At 38.3% G+C, this 15542-nt stretch carries 17 protein-coding genes and 1 pseudogene; 12 read left to right on the top strand and 6 right to left on the bottom strand.

What is annotated here, in order from left to right:
• Window positions 1-32: 32 nt before the first annotated feature.
• From LX92_RS21115 to LX92_RS21125, 3 genes are all read left to right on the top strand, one after another.
• Window positions 33-866, top strand: a complete 834-nt coding sequence (locus tag LX92_RS21115; RefSeq protein ID WP_109654852.1) for a helix-turn-helix domain-containing protein — start codon at window positions 33-35, stop codon at window positions 864-866.
• Between the two features lie 222 nt (window positions 867-1088).
• Entirely contained in the window at window positions 1089-1679 is a 591-nt protein-coding gene (locus LX92_RS21120) for a hypothetical protein (RefSeq protein ID WP_109654854.1), read from the top strand.
• Window positions 1680-1730: 51 nt separating this feature from the next.
• A complete protein-coding gene (locus LX92_RS21125; RefSeq protein WP_109654856.1) occupies window positions 1731-4496 on the top strand; it encodes a CHAT domain-containing protein in 2766 nt (921 codons plus the stop codon).
• Here LX92_RS21125 and LX92_RS21130 read toward each other — a convergent pair.
• Both LX92_RS21130 and LX92_RS21135 read right to left on the bottom strand, forming a co-directional pair.
• On the bottom strand, window positions 4493-5227 hold the full coding sequence (locus LX92_RS21130; protein WP_109654857.1) for a tetratricopeptide repeat protein: 735 nt from the start codon (window positions 5225-5227) through the stop codon (window positions 4493-4495). The genes LX92_RS21125 and LX92_RS21130 overlap by 4 nt on opposite strands.
• Before the next feature lie 2 nt (window positions 5228-5229).
• A complete protein-coding gene (locus tag LX92_RS21135; RefSeq protein WP_109654859.1) occupies window positions 5230-5802 on the bottom strand; it encodes an RNA polymerase sigma factor in 573 nt (190 codons plus the stop codon).
• 203 nt (window positions 5803-6005) lie between these two features.
• Between LX92_RS21135 and LX92_RS21140 the strand changes: the two genes are divergently transcribed.
• The 7 genes from LX92_RS21140 (at window position 6006) to LX92_RS22550 (ending at window position 10957) form a co-directional block, all read left to right on the top strand.
• A complete protein-coding gene (locus tag LX92_RS21140) occupies window positions 6006-7067 on the top strand; it encodes a YncE family protein (protein ID WP_109654861.1) in 1062 nt (353 codons plus the stop codon).
• Window positions 7068-7203: 136 nt separating this feature from the next.
• A complete protein-coding gene (locus tag LX92_RS21145) occupies window positions 7204-7569 on the top strand; it encodes a hypothetical protein (RefSeq protein WP_109654863.1) in 366 nt (121 codons plus the stop codon).
• A gap of 31 nt (window positions 7570-7600) precedes the next feature.
• Window positions 7601-8788: an outer membrane protein assembly factor BamB family protein gene (locus LX92_RS21150; RefSeq protein ID WP_109654865.1), complete on the top strand. Its 1188-nt coding sequence runs from the start codon at window positions 7601-7603 to the stop codon at window positions 8786-8788.
• A gap of 110 nt (window positions 8789-8898) precedes the next feature.
• Entirely contained in the window at window positions 8899-9504 is a 606-nt protein-coding gene (locus tag LX92_RS21155; RefSeq protein ID WP_146197890.1) for a collagen-like protein, read from the top strand.
• A gap of 85 nt (window positions 9505-9589) precedes the next feature.
• On the top strand, window positions 9590-9952 hold the full coding sequence (locus LX92_RS21160; RefSeq protein ID WP_109654869.1) for a collagen-like protein: 363 nt from the start codon (window positions 9590-9592) through the stop codon (window positions 9950-9952).
• The gene (locus LX92_RS21165; RefSeq protein ID WP_109654871.1) at window positions 9918-10205 is read left to right on the top strand and encodes a hypothetical protein; all 288 of its coding nucleotides are present in this window, start codon (window positions 9918-9920) and stop codon (window positions 10203-10205) included. Before LX92_RS21160 ends, LX92_RS21165 begins: the two co-directional genes overlap by 35 nt.
• Before the next feature lie 113 nt (window positions 10206-10318).
• A complete protein-coding gene (locus tag LX92_RS22550) occupies window positions 10319-10957 on the top strand; it encodes a collagen-like protein (RefSeq protein WP_109654873.1) in 639 nt (212 codons plus the stop codon).
• 32 nt (window positions 10958-10989) lie between these two features.
• On the opposite strand, the pseudogene LX92_RS22840 reads toward LX92_RS22550, so the two are convergent.
• Window positions 10990-11133, bottom strand: a pseudogene (locus tag LX92_RS22840) (lipoyl(octanoyl) transferase LipB); the annotation flags it as partial.
• 167 nt (window positions 11134-11300) lie between these two features.
• Here LX92_RS22840 and LX92_RS22950 point away from each other — a divergent pair.
• Window positions 11301-11981 carry a collagen-like protein gene (locus tag LX92_RS22950; protein ID WP_109654875.1) on the top strand — a complete coding sequence of 227 codons (681 nt, stop codon included), beginning with the start codon at window positions 11301-11303 and terminating at the stop codon, window positions 11979-11981.
• Between the two features lie 22 nt (window positions 11982-12003).
• Here the strand turns inward: LX92_RS22950 and lipB are convergent, their stop codons facing one another.
• From lipB to LX92_RS21195, 3 genes are read right to left on the bottom strand one after another with little or no spacing between them, the layout of a single operon-like run.
• On the bottom strand, window positions 12004-12723 hold the full coding sequence (lipB, locus tag LX92_RS21185; RefSeq protein WP_109654877.1) for a lipoyl(octanoyl) transferase LipB: 720 nt from the start codon (window positions 12721-12723) through the stop codon (window positions 12004-12006).
• 31 nt (window positions 12724-12754) lie between these two features.
• Window positions 12755-13492 carry a hypothetical protein gene (locus LX92_RS21190; RefSeq protein WP_109654879.1) on the bottom strand — a complete coding sequence of 246 codons (738 nt, stop codon included), beginning with the start codon at window positions 13490-13492 and terminating at the stop codon, window positions 12755-12757.
• A gap of 6 nt (window positions 13493-13498) precedes the next feature.
• Window positions 13499-13654, bottom strand: a complete 156-nt coding sequence (locus tag LX92_RS21195) for a YqaE/Pmp3 family membrane protein (protein ID WP_109654881.1) — start codon at window positions 13652-13654, stop codon at window positions 13499-13501.
• A 155-nt stretch (window positions 13655-13809) separates the two neighbouring features.
• Here LX92_RS21195 and lysS point away from each other — a divergent pair, with 155 nt between their 5' ends.
• Window positions 13810-15501, top strand: a complete 1692-nt coding sequence (lysS, locus tag LX92_RS21200; protein WP_109654883.1) for a lysine--tRNA ligase — start codon at window positions 13810-13812, stop codon at window positions 15499-15501.
• Window positions 15502-15542 lie beyond the last annotated feature (41 nt).

The raw sequence follows: 15542 nt of genomic DNA on the forward strand, positions 1-15542 counted from the left end.
TCAAGAATTTAAGAATACTCAATTATTCACACATGTTCACTACTTATCCCGTCACAAAGAAACTACAACCTTATATCTCGTTCTATTATGACTTAAATTGGGAGCGTAAAGACTATGAAAATGATATTCGTGAGACCGTTTTGCCAAGTGGCAAAGGCTTTATGGTCTTTCAATACAAGGGAAGGTTTAGGGGCATGATGGATAACGAAGAGCAATTTGTCCCAAAATACTATACCATTGGCCAACAGACAAAAACCTATACCCTTTTCTCTGATCATGAAACCAATTCATTGACGGGAGTCGCTTTTAAACCCACCGGACTTTACCATATGTTCGGGCAGAACATGGCATTACTAGCCAATTCCACTATGGATTCAAAAACTGTTCTTGGTTCTGACCTAACCCATTTTGAAACCTCCTATGAAAAGGAATCAAGGACCGAAAAGAAAGTGAATATGGTGGAACAATTACTTTTAAACCAATTGGAAGATAAAAAATACGTCCCCAGTTTTATAGACATTGCCATCGACATGATGAATCGTTCATTGGGGTGCGAGCCGATTACCAAGGTTACCAAAAAACTGAATGTCAGTGAACGCTATTTTCAAAAGAAGTTTAAAGAAATGGTAGGTATTACACCTTCTGAATACAACCGTATCGTCCGCTTCAACAACTTATTCTCTCAATTCGATACTGAGGACCAAAACAACTATAAAACCTTGGTAGCACTGTTCAACTACTATGACCTAGCCCATTTCAGTAAGGATTTTAAAAAATATTGTGGTGAGACCCCAAAAAAGTTTCATTTGGATAAATTCAAATTTGTAAAAGAAGCCTTTATAAAGAACCCAATATTCCTAAAGTAATTAAACTCCATTGACTTAAATATCCCGTTTTTTTATCCACTTTAACAAATAGGACGGGTTTTTACAATTTTGCAGCCAATCATTTTGTATCTTTTTTACTTTCAAACTTCCCCCAAAGTCTTGTTCCCCCATAATTAAACAGGCAATATAGTTTAATCACTGTGTTAACCTAGACCGTTTATGCCCATTAAATTAATATAAGAAACCATTAATCCACAAATTATGAAAACAAAACTATTCATTACCATTGCATTTTTATCACTTCTTTTGACCTCATGTATAAAGGATTACTTAGGTGATACAGGCGGGGATAAAATAGAACTAAATTCTGAAAACTATCTTTATGATGGCGATTTGGAAAGGATTTTTTTAGAAGAACAAATTGATCGATTAACAGATGAAATTGCCCAACTCAATGAAATTGCCCAACTCGATGAAAATGACCCTAAAATAGAAGAACTAATTAAACAACGGGTCAACTTTAAAGACCGTTTGGCCCAAATTATAGATTTAAGTGCTGTAGGATTGGATCTTGTAATTCCATGCGATACCCCAAATGGAAAATGTGTACCACGACTGTTGGAATACTTTGTTTTTTACAAAAATATTGAACAAGCAGTGGTTTATGTAAAAAACATAAACGGGGAAAATATCGGGATCTCCGATAAACTAACTCCGCTGCCTGAATTTAAGAATGAACTGCAATATATAAGAGTTCCGGTGGATTCCCATGCAAAGGGTATTATTATCGAGATTATCAAAAAAGACGATCAAGGCAACGAAATAACATCAACGGTCACTTTAAATAGATAATTGACCTTATAACAATAAATAAAACAAGCCTTCTTTTGAGGGCTTTTTGTCATGAAGAAAGCCCTCATTTTCACAGTACTACTTTGCGGCCTGTTTTTATCAGCTCAAGATGAAAAACAAAGCACGGAAATCGTTGCCTTAAATAAAAAAGCAACTACGTTTTTTTACACCCAAAAAGACTCTGCCTATGTATATTTCAATAAAGTATACGACATAGCAAAAAAAAATAATGACTCGAAAAACCTGATTCAAACGCTGTTCAGTTTAACAGGAGTGGCCAACTACCATCGTGATATGAAAACGATGGGTGCCAATTTGGAAAAATTGGACTCCCTTCTTGTTACGGAAAAAAAAGGACATACCAATTTTAGTTCAACCGATGACTATAATATTTTTCTATATTTTCGTGGTGCCTACCATTTTCAATTATCCGAAGATTCCGATGCCAGAAAAGCCTTTGAAGAAATTATTCTTAATGTAAACAATAAGGCCGACTCTTTGCAAAGCAAAACTTTGCAAAGCCTAACTTCAGTAGCACATAGTTTTTTAGGGAAAATATATCTAAGCGAACGAAAATTTGACTTGGCCAAACAACTTTACAACAAAAATATTAGGGAAATCCTGGCAAGTGAGAATTTAGATCAGGAAGCATTGCACGGCAATTTCAACTTACTTGCAGAAGTATTGATGTACGAAAAAAAGTATGATGAAGCCAGTACATATTGGATAAAGACCTTAAAATACAATCAACAGAAAAACAATTCGAATGCAGTGATTGCCAATTCCTTTTACGTAGCTCAAAATTTTAATCAGTTGAACCAAAGGGATAGTGCATTATATTACCTTGAATACGCAAAATCGGTTTTAAATGACAACCCTGTTTTTTATCCAAAATACCATATATTGAAATCCGATATTTTTGCTAAAAACGAAGAGTACGATGCTTCCCTTACCGAGCTTGAAAAGGCTGTGGACAAGATTCAAAATACCACAGGAAACACTAGATCCCTTTTTCTCGCATCGACATACATTGAAATGGGCAAGATCAATGATTTGAATGGCGACCCGGAAAAAGCTTTGTCCAATTATAGGTATGCGGAAAAACAATTCAAAAAAGTCGGAAACCGCTCTATAAACGAGCTAAAACTTTTAAAAAATAAGGCGCATACCCTAAATGGGATTCATGAACCAAAGTACTTTTTGGCATCTTTGGAAACTGTCGATGAGGCCATTCACTTGCTTAACGATTTAAAGCCCACCTTTAAAAGTCAGCAAGACAAACTTCTATTAATCGAAGACGCATTTCCAATTATCGAATCAGGATTGGAGGCTATTTATACGCTACATGCATCCAAAGCAGATGATTCTTTAATAGACAAAGCTTTTTATTACTTGGAAAAAAGTAAATCGGTTCTATTATTAGAAGCTTTACTTAATGCAAAAGCGACTGAATTTGCAAACATTCCACATGAAGTTTTAGAACGTGAAAGCCAATTGAAATCCAAAATCACATTTATTGAAAAAAAACTTAATACTTCAAAAACGGGGAATTTTGAACTGGAAGGGGAGTTGTTCGTATTGAAGAACGACCATCTCAACCTCATCCAAAAAATCGAGTCCAATTACCCCGCCTATTACAATTTAAAATACGGAACCAAAGTCATATCACTGACAAAGACCCAAGACCTATTGGAAAAGGATGAACTATTGATTTCCTTTTTCTATGGAAATAATGCCATTTACGCCATCAGTATAGAGAACAATACAAAGAAAATAATACGGCTACCGATTGATTCGGAATTCGAGACAAGTATCACTAAGATTTATCGAATGCTTTCCAATCCAAAATCGGATGCAATGGCTTTGGGTAGGACCACCTATGCCATATACGAACAGCTGCTGGCGCCCTTCTTAAAATCTACCAACCAGAAAAAAGTGATCATCATGGCCGATGGCCTTTTGAACTACATCCCCTTCGCAGCCTTGAACACAAACCCCGAAGGTATAAACTATCTAGCCGAGAGCCATGCCATTAGTTATGTGAATTCAGCCACCCTACTTTCTGAATTGCGGCAACGGCAACCAAAAGAACATACCGTTTTGGCCTTTGCCCCCAGTTTTGATGGTACCGTAAATGTGAGCAATGCTGACCGCGGAAAATTACTGCCTTTACCCAGCAATAAAAAAGAGGTGGAACAGATTTTGTCTTCTTTTGACGGTCGTTCCTATATTGATGAAGATGCCTCTCTCTTAAATTTTAAATCGCAATTATCCTCTTTTGGGATGGTACATTTGGCCACACATGCTATTTTTGACGATACCGCCCCTGAATATTCCTATTTGGCCTTTTCCCAAAATGGCAACCCAACAGAAGATCTACTCTACGTGGCCGACCTATATAACTTAAAAATTGATGCAGATCTGGTTACCTTAAGTGCCTGTGAGAGTGGTTTGGGCGACTTAAAGCGAGGGGAAGGTTTTATGAGTTTGGCAAGAGGATTCTTTTATAGCGGGGCGGCGAGCATTGCGAGCACCTTATGGAAGGTCAACGATGCCAGTTCCGCAACTTTAATGGGTAGTTTTTACAAAAATCTTTCCAAAGGGGATGCTAAGGATGTGGCCCTTCAAAAATCCCAACTTCATTTTTTGAATACTAATCGGGATAACGGTTTATCGCATCCCTATTATTGGTCAGGTTTTGTGATTTCAGGAAATACTTTACCACTATCACTGTCCTTCAATTGGGTATGGACATCAATAGGTGCCATCGTAATACTTGTAGGTGGATTATTCTACTTCAGAAGAAGAAGGACTTAATCCAACGCTTTAAGCAACGTTTGGGCCTTTTCCTTTTTGTAGTCAAAATTTTCAACAAGATTCTTTAAAGTAGCCTTGGCATTTACCTCATCCTTGCTTTTAAGATAGGCCAGGGCAAGATACCAATGGGCTTCCGCCTTAAATTCCTTGTCATTTAAAATAACACTTTTCAAAGCCGCAATGGCCTCCTTGTTCTTTCCTGTATTCAGATAAGATTGTGCCAAATAAAAGTCTACATGGGCTAATTCACCCTTGGTCCTTAAATCCAAAAATGCAGCAATCGCCTTTTCATGATGATTGGCTTCATAAGCAGCAAAGGCATCCCTTGTCAATGATTGGTTGCCATCACTTCTAGTAATCGTATACACGGTATTGGGATACGTCTCAAAATTCGAGGCGTATAATGCATCATAATCAGGCCCGGAAAGGGTGTTATAGGCTATCCATCCCAAGGCAATCAATAAGGCTAAGGATGCGGCCATCGACCACAATTTGAAACTACTTTTAGAATCGAAATTGTGGTCATTACTGTTGATTTCCTTCTCGAAACCGATCAGTTTTTGCTTTAGGTTTTCTTTCTGTTTTTTATTGATTACGCGCTTCAGATTCTTTTCAAATTCAAATTGCGATTTAAAATCCGGATCATTTTGTAACAATTCATTAAAAATCTTTTGCCCATCCTCTGTGAGTTGGTTCGCGAAATATTGATATAATAAAAGTTCCTTATCCATAATCAATCGGGGTTATTAGCCTGTATACGTTCCCGCAAGGTTTTCATACAACGGGATTTAGCCGCTTTTACAACGTTTTCACTATTGTAATCCCGAGCCTCCATAATATCCTGAATCGTATAGCCGCGATAATAAAAAAGGGTCAATAACTCTTGGCATTTTTGCCCTAGTCCCCCAAAATGTTTTTTCAATAATACTTGCTCAGGTGTCAACTCCTGTTCTTCCATTTCAAAACCATTCACCACTTCATCTTCCTTACCTACTACTGATAGGTCATATTTTGAGCTTACCTTTTTTTTGTTTTTTTTCATACGTTCAAAAATCAAGTATTTGCCAATACCGAAAAGATAGGTCGCAATACTACTGGTAAAACTTTCTACTTTTCCGTTCATCACATTATCATAGAAAATGATATAGGCATCTTGATAAATATCTATATTTTCCTCATCCGACAAGTGGTACCTCCGTGCAAAATTCAGGAATTTGTCACGGTTCTCTTCGTAAACCCGTTTCAACGCCAAGTCCGAGCCCTTTCTAAGATCCTCGAGCGTAATTTCGGTTTTTGCTTCTTTCACTTTAATGTAATGGAAAAATTAAGGTTAACACTCTTGAAGGCTAAATTTAGTCTTTTTCATTTTTTTAGAAACCACCAATCCCAAAAAACTAATTAAAAGACAGTGATTGTAGTATTTGAGCTACAATCATTCAAACTAAAAAAAATCGCTCTGTTAACCTTATGGTTTTTTCTTCATAAAAAAAGAAAATTAAAAATTACAATATGAAAACATCGACCGAATTTTTAAAAAACCTATTATTATTTGCATGGGTTGTGGTAATATCAAGTTGTAACAAAGATGAAGCTTCTGCGGAACCAGCGCAAACGGATGGTATTTATGGTAAATGGGAGGTTGTCAGTGGCGAAATTTTAATAAATGACGCTAAATATATTTATATAAATACCGATAACACCTTTATGGTACAAAGTGAAGACAATCGCGGTTTTAGGGATGACCATAAAACCAACATGACGGTAACGGACATTCAGATTACTATCAGTGCTTATGGAACCAGTATTTATAATTACACCCTTGAAGGGAATGAACTAACCCTAATTCCCCCATATGACTCCCCTCCTCTTTTACTACGAAGAATAGCTAATGATAATGAGGCTGATAATTGGATTGAACGATTATCTATTGTAGATCAAGGGAATGTTCCATGGGGTAGGGATATGGATATTACCTTTGATGGTGAATTTCTTTTAGGCTACCACGGAGAAGATGGTAATATACTCCAAATTAATCCCAATGACTTCTCAATAGCAGGAACCATCCCCAGTACAACAAGGTTAAATGCGGTAGAAATTGAAAAATCAGACTCAACCTATAGACAACTATTTTTAGGAGGGAGTGGCAGTGGCACGTTTGATTCTTTCCTCTATTCGAGTAACTCCTTATACTATACCTCTATCCCTGTCGGAGCCTATATAAGAGGTATCGCTTCCATAGAGCCCGGACAATTATGGTTAAATAGTCATAACGAAGAAAAACTGTACAAATACAAATCCAATGGCGCTTTATCCCCTGGTGAAATATTAGAGACTATAGATTTGGGCTTTCAACCAAACGGAATGGACTATAGGAATGGATATTTATATATGGTAAAGGATGATAAAATTTTTAAGTGCACCACATCTTCAGGCCTTAGGGCGGTTGAAACTTATGCTTTGGACTATCATGAAATAGACGGAATTACTTTTGACGGCACAAATTTTTGGTTAAACGCCGAATCCTATGAAGAAGAGGGCCACAAACTCATTAAAGTGGATTTAGGGGCATAGTATTAACCATTATCCCTTTTTAACCTGTTCCACTTTTAAAAGTCGAACAGGTTTTTCTTTTACATATTTCCCAACTACGTGTTAACCTTTTAAACAGTGGAACATAAAAGGAAAAGAATCTTATAAAACCATACTTATGAAAACAAAAGCAACTTTATTAATCATATGTGCATTCGGCCTTTTCTCAACATGTCATGCACAATCGAAAACAAAGCAAGATTCAAGCGCACAAATGAACCTATTGGACGAACAAACAAAAATGTTCAGTGGCATATTCAAACTAGCAGGGGCCGGAGAGGAAAACCCTTTGGCCGGAGCCCAAAATTACTTAGAACTAATTGAAAAAATGGATGCTCCAGAAGAACTCAAGCAACAACTAAGGGAAAAGTACAACATATATGACAGTAGTCTCGACCCTAAAAAGAAAGACTCTTTAAAATTGATGGTTGACAAAATGCTGAATAATGCTATGGAAAAAACCAAAAACGACCCCCAACAATAGAAAGCATTATTAACCTAAAATACTTTAGACAATGAAGACCAATAAATCACTTTTGGGAATACTTATAGTGCTTATTGTTTCAATAAGCTGTAAAAAGGACGATGATAATAGTTTTGATGAAATAGTGGAGCCTACCAACAACATCGTAGGAAGTCTATGGATAAATAACAGTAATGTCTTTACGGAATTGGATTTAAAGGACAATCAGCAAATCAACACCTTCACTACCTTGTCTTCATTTCATTGTAATGAATTTGAAGGCACATTCATATGTACCCAAGGGGAATACACGGGAACAAAAACAGTACAGCGAAAAGGTTCCTTCAACGGAGATCTCATGTGGTCCAAGGACTACGTAAAGGATAGTGAAAGGTATTTCCAAATCAATGCGACGGCAATACATCAAAATTCGATTCTACTTAGTTATAGGATAGTCAATGCAACAACCTTCACCTCCACTTATCATTTAGAAGCCTTGGAGCTTGACACCGGGGACGTCATTTGGAGCATTGAACTCGGTAATGAGGTAAAGAAGTTCACACCTTACAAAAACAAAATAATCACCGAATTGAGCGTAGGCTCAAGTACCATGGAACTTTTAAGCATAAATCCGGATAATGGCCATATTGACACAAGAATACCTTTCACCGATAGAATCTCAAAATTAATTGGCGGTGCCTCCTCAGTATTGATAATGACTTGGAGTAATAGTATTGTTTCTATGGATGCCGAATTGAATGTGAATTGGACCTTTAACACCGGGAGTCCCAATATTCTAGGAGGTTATGAAATTGGAAACCAATTTATTTTTTACTCTCGGGACCAGACCGTTTATAGCATTGATAAAAGTGAAGGTGACCTTATTTGGAATCACACCTATACAGGAAAATTCCCATTGGCCATAGATATATCCAATGATACGGTTTTCATTAGCCATAAAGAGGAAGGGGAATCAAACATTGTAACTAAAACCCTTGATGTTTTTACCGGTGAGGAACTGGATTCCTATTCATACATGACTGCTGAAGAATGGAATTCCTCTGCAACAAAATATTACTTCTTTGACAATCACCTATTACTCTTCAACATCGTACCTGATGACAACAAAGCAAATATCGCCTTGATAAATATTTCAGATAAAACCCTGCTATGGGAACGGGAATTGGAACAAATAGCTTATCCCCATTTGATAATCACTCCAACGGGTTTTTACCAATAGTCAATTGGTCATTAAATTGATATCAAGGTTTTAATATTGAATTTCAACTTAAATGTTAACCTTCTTTATAAACGTGCATTAAGAAAGTATAATCTCAAAAATAAATAAACATGAAAAATGCAATGAAACTCTCGAAGTACCTTTTAATGTCTTTACTTATGGTCTTTATTGTTTCCTGTAACGGGGAAGATGGTGAGGATGGTCTTGATGGAATTAATGGAACGCAAGGACCCGCAGGAACCAATGGGGAAGATGGTGCAGACGGCACTAATGGTCAAGACGGCAATGCCAATGTGGTTGCCTATACGTTCAATCTATCAGCAGAATCAGGTTCTTCGATTTCCACTGATATTCCAGCGCTTACCCAAGATGCTATTGACAATGATTTAATCATTGGTTATTTACAAAATTCACAAAGCGGAACGTATTATCCAATACCAGCAGGGGTATGGCCCAATGGTACAGGCGGATTTTACGATATCGCAGTCGATGTGGCATTAGGTAAATACTGGTTACATTTTTATCAAGTAGGTGAACAGACTTTCAACCCCATATCAAATGTGGAACTGGGTACACTTAAAGTGGTTATCGCGGAGTCTTCAAGCACGATCGCAGGAAAATCCAATAAAGAAAATATTCATACTAAACTGAAATCGGCAGGAGTGGATATTAACGACTATTATGCCGTTATGGATTATTTTGGCATGGAGTATTAACCCTCCTTATGCCATTAACAAAAAACCGTGGTCAACCTCTAATATTCGCTTCCATTAAGACACTATACCCTTAAAACAAAAAATTATGAAATATTCAATAAAATTATTTGGATTAGTACTAATAGCTTTAAGTCTTATATTCACCTCTTGTGATGGCGAGGATGGTGAAGATGGAGCCATGGGCCCTGCAGGGATTGACGGCGTCGATGGCATCAACGGTGTCGACGGAACCAATGGTGAGGATGGTGAAGACGGCAACGCCAACATAATAGCCTCTGAATGGTTGAGGTTGTCTTTTGAAAAAACCTTGGCAAACGGACTTCCCCACTTTAATGGAACCAAATCAGCTCCCGAAATTACTTCTGAAATAGTTGAAGAAGGAACGGTGATAGTTTATGGTAAATTAAACGGATATGTCGAAAAAAACGTATGGCCACCGACAAAGTAGCGCAATTTCCGATTACGGTAATGCACTACGTGTTGGGCATACTCAAATCGCCATTTTCAAAGCCTATATTTCCGAAGGAAACATTCAAATCAACATTACCGAGAATTACGATATACACGACGGCGTTAGTCCATATAAATCATTTCGTTACGTTGTAATACCTTCCAATTCGGACACTGGGAAATCACAGGGCCCTAACTTCGATAAGATGGGCTACCACGAAGTAATGGATTACCTCGGTCTTGACTATTGATCAATTATATATCGACAAAAATCCGAGGTCAACACCTCGGATTTTTTTTTGCGCAATTGTTAACCTTTAATAATCCCCACCATTAAGATACTATAATCTTAAAACAAGAAATTATGAAATTTACAATGAAATTATTAGGTATGGGGTTAGTACTATTGGCCCTAATGTTTACATCTTGCGCAAAAGATGGTGAAGATGGCATGGATGGAGCCATGGGCCCCGCGGGTACTAACGGCATCGATGGTGTTGATGGCACAGATGGTGAAGACGGCGCTGACGGAGCTGACGGAGCAAATGGTGCCGATGGCGCTGATGGCAATGCCAACGTCATAGCTTCTGAATGGGCAGTAGCGGATTTCCCGGATACTTGGTCTTTCTCCCAAGCATCAGTGACCATAAGCGACCCCAATATTACAGAAGAAGTATTGAACACCTATACCCTTCTAGGTTATTTTTCCCTTAGTGATTCTTATACGGAAATTTTTGCTATACCGTTTACTGAATCTTTTTTAAGGTCTTTTACCATGCAACAGAAAATGGCTGTCGGAGCATATACCATTACCGAATTGGGTAATCTGGATACGGTAGATACCATTGACCCCATTGATGGTTTCGTGCGTTATATATTGATAGCCCCTGCCCCACTTTCAGGTAAAGGAGGAAATAGCTATAGTATAAATGGCATGCAGGAAAACGGTGTGGATCTTTCCAATTATTATGAGGTCATGGATTACCTTGGAATGGACTATTAGAACCTGAATTTTGAACATAAAAAAACCGAGGCCTACACCTCGGTTTTCTCTTTTATGATTTTCGCTTCAAATAAACCTGAAAAATGTTTGAGCAATTTCTCTTTCACCTCATCCATTGAGACTTCCTTTTGACCCAATTCCACATTCAAGGAAGTTACTGCTTTACCTTTTATTCCAAGTAATCATGAATTAAAACAGGCCCCATATACAACTTATCCAAAATAGTATATATCCTTTTCAGCTCGATAAAAAAATCCGATTTGAATAAAACATAAAACTATTTATGTTAACATTTTACGCTCTAAAAGGACTTAACACTAAACAATCTATTAAAATTTAAATCATGAAAAACGTAATTGCAAACACAAAACTGTTTTTAATGGCACTAAGTGCATTATTCATATTGTCCTGCTCGCCGGAGGACGGAACCGATGGTGCTATTGGACCACAAGGGCCAGCAGGCGTGGACGGTGCAGATGGAATTGATGGTGCTGATGGACAAGATGGTGCAATAGGACCTCAAGGTATTCAAGGAGAGCAGGGAATCGCTGGTCAAAATGGCACAAATGGTATAGACGGAACAGATGGTACTGATGGCAATGCAGAAGTAATTTACAGTGCTTGGATACCTGCAAATTTTACAGGGTCCTCAGACACTATAAAATATATGGGAATTGATTTTCCATCAAGCCTACCAAGTGCTTTTAGTATAAAGAATACTCATTTAGTTTTAGTATATTTTTCTGGATATTTTGATGTCAATGTTTATCTATTACCCGTACTTAATTTTTCAGGTGCACAATTTACATATGGTTTTGGTTCTAATTCAGCTTCCGCTAGTGATATAGGGATAACCGCGCGGTCTACCAATACTGCTGCTCTGTCTGAATATGCAATTAGTCCTGCTCTAGGAAATAGATTTAGATATGTAATCATACCTCCTAGCATACTAGCAACAGGTAAGTCTTCTATTGATTATTCTGATTACGAAACAGTTAAAGCGCATTACAACTTGCCTGACTAAGTGAAAAAAGCAAAACCGAGGCTCACGCCGAGGTTTTTTCTTGTTCTATTATTTCCGCTTCGAAAAGGGCTTCAAAATGTTTCAGCAACTTTCCTTTTACTTCGTTCAGGTCAACTTCTTGTTTTCCCAATTCCACATTTAAAGAAGTAACCGCTTTGCCTTTAATCCCACATGGGATCATCAAATCAAAATAACCCAGATCGGCATTGACGTTCAAGGCAAAACCATGCATGGTTACCCATCTACTGGCGCGTACGCCCATGGCACATATTTTTCTGGCAAATGGTGTTCCAACATCCAGCCAAACGCCGGTTTCCCCTTTGGAACGTTCGGCCTTTACCCCATATTCCGCCAAAGTACGTATCACCATTTCCTCCAGGAAGCGAAGATACTTATGAATGTCGGTAAAAAAGTTATCGAGATCTAAAATAGGATAGCCAACGATTTGTCCAGGTCCGTGATAGGTAATGTCCCCTCCCCTATTGATCTTATAGAATTTTGCCCCTTTTTCGGCCAAGACCGATTCATCGACCAAGAGATTGGCTATGTCCCCACTTTTCCCCAAGGTATATACATGGGGATGCTCCACAAAAATAAAATGGTTTGGTGTCGGCAATCGGGAATCTTCCTTCCTATTCTTAATTTTAATGTCTAGGGTCTTCTGAAATAGGAGCTCTTGGAAATCCCAAGTTTCCTTATAATCCTTTAGACCTAAATCCTGAAGTATTACGTTCTTGTTCATCACCGCAAAGATACAAAGTCTTCCCGCTAGATCAATCCTCTAATTCAACTTCTATATTCAAGGTATCCGGATTTTTCATATACGAAAGAAAGTCAACCTCGTAATACAAGGTTTTACCATCGGCACTAAAGGTAGCCGCCTCGGCAGAAGAAGATTTGACCCGCCTAGGGAAATGGTATTTCAATTTATAGGTTGAACCCGAAAGAAACATTTCCGCCCCGGCCAAACTATCGATGCTTTGCTGTTGTAAAACACTATCGACAATCCGTGCCGTACGTTTAAAAGTATTCGCTTTGAACGAATAATCTATCTCCGTGGCCTGGTTATTGATTTTTGATGGGGGATTTTTCTTTTTTGCCCCCGGGCCAATACTACTGGCATCTTGAAAGGCTTTGAATATATCCGTGATCTCATTGATACTCTGAAAGTCACGGTACAGATCAAATTTCATTTCCTGGGTATCAGGATTCATGAGCATATGCAACTCAAAGGGTTCGAGCTTCTTCAAATTCGCTTGGTTTTCTTCCGATAAGGTGGCGATACTATCTTTCTTTTCTTCTAAGAAAGTCCTAAATGAAATCGTGGAATCAATTGCTTTCTCCTCACTTTTCATCATTTCCTCCCCTAACATCCCCATCATTTCCGAACCATCAAAATTAATCGATATCTTACCCGAGCCATTATCCTTAAGATAAATCTCCTCTGTAAAATTGCATGCGGAAAGCAGGGCCAAAACCAGAAGCAATGACCAAGAACGTAATCTGAACATAGTTTTTCAATTTGGATTATTGAGAATGACCAAAGCTGCTATAACTCCCGGAACCCATCCACAAAAAGTCAAAAGTAAAACAATTAGAAACGAACCACAACCTTTTCCGATCACGGACAGGGGTGGAAATAATATGGCCAAAAGCACACGAATTAAACTCATTGATGTAGGATTTTATGATTGATGTACTTATATGACGTAAAATTATTCATTTTGTTACATCAAAACCACCCAATTATCACAAAATCAATATTCCTAACCAATGGATTGATAGATTTGTGCAGACTACCTATATTTGCAGCCTTAATAACGATTTTATGCAGCTTTCAGAACAAGAAGTAATCCGAAGAGAAAAATTGACCAAATTGCGGGAGTTGGGCATAAACCCATATCCTGCAGCCTTATATCCCGTAAATGCCAAATCAAAGGGCATAAAATCGAATTATGAGGAGGGTAAGAAAGTCATTATTTCGGGAAGATTAATGTCCCGACGAATACAGGGCAAGGCATCCTTTGCGGAGTTACAAGACAGTGAAGGTAGAATACAGGTATATTTTAACCGGGACGAAATATGTACGGGTGAAGATAAAACCATGTATAATGATGTGTATAAAAAACTACTCGACATAGGTGATATCATCGGTGTCGAAGGTGAATTGTTCACGACCCAGGTAGGAGAAATAACGGTGATGGTAAAAGCCTTTACCATGCTGAGTAAGGCATTGCGTCCGCTCCCCTTACCCAAGAAAGATGCAGAAGGACATGTCTTTGATGAATTCAATGACCCGGAACTACGGTACCGACAACGTTATGTTGACCTTATCGTAAATCCGTCAGTGAAGGAAACATTCGTAAAGCGTACCAAAATCACTAATAGTATCCGTGAATTTTATAATAAAAGTGGATATCTTGAAGTTGAAACCCCAATCTTACAACCCATTCCCGGTGGTGCAGCGGCAAGACCATTCCTAACCCACCACAATGCATTGAACATTCCCTTGTATTTGAGAATTGCCAATGAACTGTATCTAAAAAGATTGATCGTTGGTGGTTTTGATGGCGTTTATGAGTTCTCTAAGGATTTCAGGAACGAAGGTATGGACCGTACCCACAATCCTGAGTTTACGGTAATGGAACTCTATGTAGCCTATAAGGATTACAATTGGATGATGGATACCACCGAACAACTATTGGAAAAAGTGGCCATCGATGCGAATGGCACATCCAAGGTAACCGTTGGTGAACACGAAATAGAATTCAAAGCCCCCTATGCAAGGGTTCCGATTTTAGAGGCAATCAAAATCCATACGGGCATCGATGTTGCCAATATGGATGAGGTTGAATTGCGGGAAGCCGCAAAAGGATTAGGCATTGAAGTAGACGATACCATGGGTGTTGGTAAATTGATAGATGAGATTTTTGGCGAGAAATGTGAACACCATTACATTCAGCCTACATTCATCATCGATTACCCAAAAGAAATGAGTCCGTTGACAAAGGAACACCGGACCAACCCTGCCTTGACAGAGCGTTTTGAGTTGATGGTCAACGGTAAGGAATTGGCGAATGCCTATTCGGAATTGAACGATCCAATCGATCAACGGGAACGCTTTGAAGATCAGTTGAAATTGTCTGAAAAAGGGGATGACGAAGCCATGTTCATCGATCAGGATTTCTTGCGTGCGTTGGAATACGGAATGCCCCCAACCTCTGGAATCGGTATCGGTATCGATCGCTTGGTGATGCTTTTGACCAACAATTCCTCTATTCAAGAAGTATTGTTCTTCCCTCAAATGAGACCTGAGAAAAAACAGGTTGAATTATCCGAAGAGGAGAAAGCCATATTGGATTTACTAAAACCCGAAGGTCAAATGGATTTGGCAGCCCTAAAAGGCGCAGCCGGTTTAAGTGGAAAGAAATGGGATAAGTCCATGAAAGCCCTTTCCAAACATGATTTGATAAAGGTAGTTGTTGAGGGGGACTCAAAAACCGTTCAACTTAAATCCTAAATCCGCTCACATAACAGAGCCGATTTTAAGAAGGAAATAGC

It is taken from the genome of Maribacter polysiphoniae (assembly GCF_003148665.1).
Lineage (GTDB): Bacteria > Bacteroidota > Bacteroidia > Flavobacteriales > Flavobacteriaceae > Maribacter_A > Maribacter_A polysiphoniae.

Excerpts from the sequence above, each read along its gene's own strand:
- LX92_RS21145 (WP_109654863.1), top strand. The coding sequence starts at position 7,204 with ATGAAAACAAAAGCAACTTTATTAATCATATGTGCATTCGGCCTTTTC.
- lysS (WP_109654883.1), top strand. The coding sequence starts at position 13,810 with ATGCAGCTTTCAGAACAAGAAGTAATCCGAAGAGAAAAATTGACCAAA.
- LX92_RS21155 (WP_146197890.1), top strand. The coding sequence starts at position 8,899 with ATGAAAAATGCAATGAAACTCTCGAAGTACCTTTTAATGTCTTTACTT.
- LX92_RS21125 (WP_109654856.1), top strand. The coding sequence starts at position 1,731 with ATGAAGAAAGCCCTCATTTTCACAGTACTACTTTGCGGCCTGTTTTTA.
- LX92_RS21160 (WP_109654869.1), top strand. The coding sequence starts at position 9,590 with ATGAAATATTCAATAAAATTATTTGGATTAGTACTAATAGCTTTAAGT.
- LX92_RS21195 (WP_109654881.1), bottom strand. The coding sequence starts at position 13,654 with ATGAGTTTAATTCGTGTGCTTTTGGCCATATTATTTCCACCCCTGTCC.
- LX92_RS21140 (WP_109654861.1), top strand. The coding sequence starts at position 6,006 with ATGAAAACATCGACCGAATTTTTAAAAAACCTATTATTATTTGCATGG.
- lipB (WP_109654877.1), bottom strand. The coding sequence starts at position 12,723 with ATGAACAAGAACGTAATACTTCAGGATTTAGGTCTAAAGGATTATAAG.
- LX92_RS21120 (WP_109654854.1), top strand. The coding sequence starts at position 1,089 with ATGAAAACAAAACTATTCATTACCATTGCATTTTTATCACTTCTTTTG.
- LX92_RS21150 (WP_109654865.1), top strand. The coding sequence starts at position 7,601 with ATGAAGACCAATAAATCACTTTTGGGAATACTTATAGTGCTTATTGTT.
- LX92_RS22950 (WP_109654875.1), top strand. The coding sequence starts at position 11,301 with ATGAAAAACGTAATTGCAAACACAAAACTGTTTTTAATGGCACTAAGT.
- LX92_RS21115 (WP_109654852.1), top strand. The coding sequence starts at position 33 with ATGTTCACTACTTATCCCGTCACAAAGAAACTACAACCTTATATCTCG.
- LX92_RS21130 (WP_109654857.1), bottom strand. The coding sequence starts at position 5,227 with ATGGATAAGGAACTTTTATTATATCAATATTTCGCGAACCAACTCACA.
- LX92_RS22550 (WP_109654873.1), top strand. The coding sequence starts at position 10,319 with ATGAAATTTACAATGAAATTATTAGGTATGGGGTTAGTACTATTGGCC.
- LX92_RS21190 (WP_109654879.1), bottom strand. The coding sequence starts at position 13,492 with ATGTTCAGATTACGTTCTTGGTCATTGCTTCTGGTTTTGGCCCTGCTT.
- LX92_RS21165 (WP_109654871.1), top strand. The coding sequence starts at position 9,918 with ATGTCGAAAAAAACGTATGGCCACCGACAAAGTAGCGCAATTTCCGAT.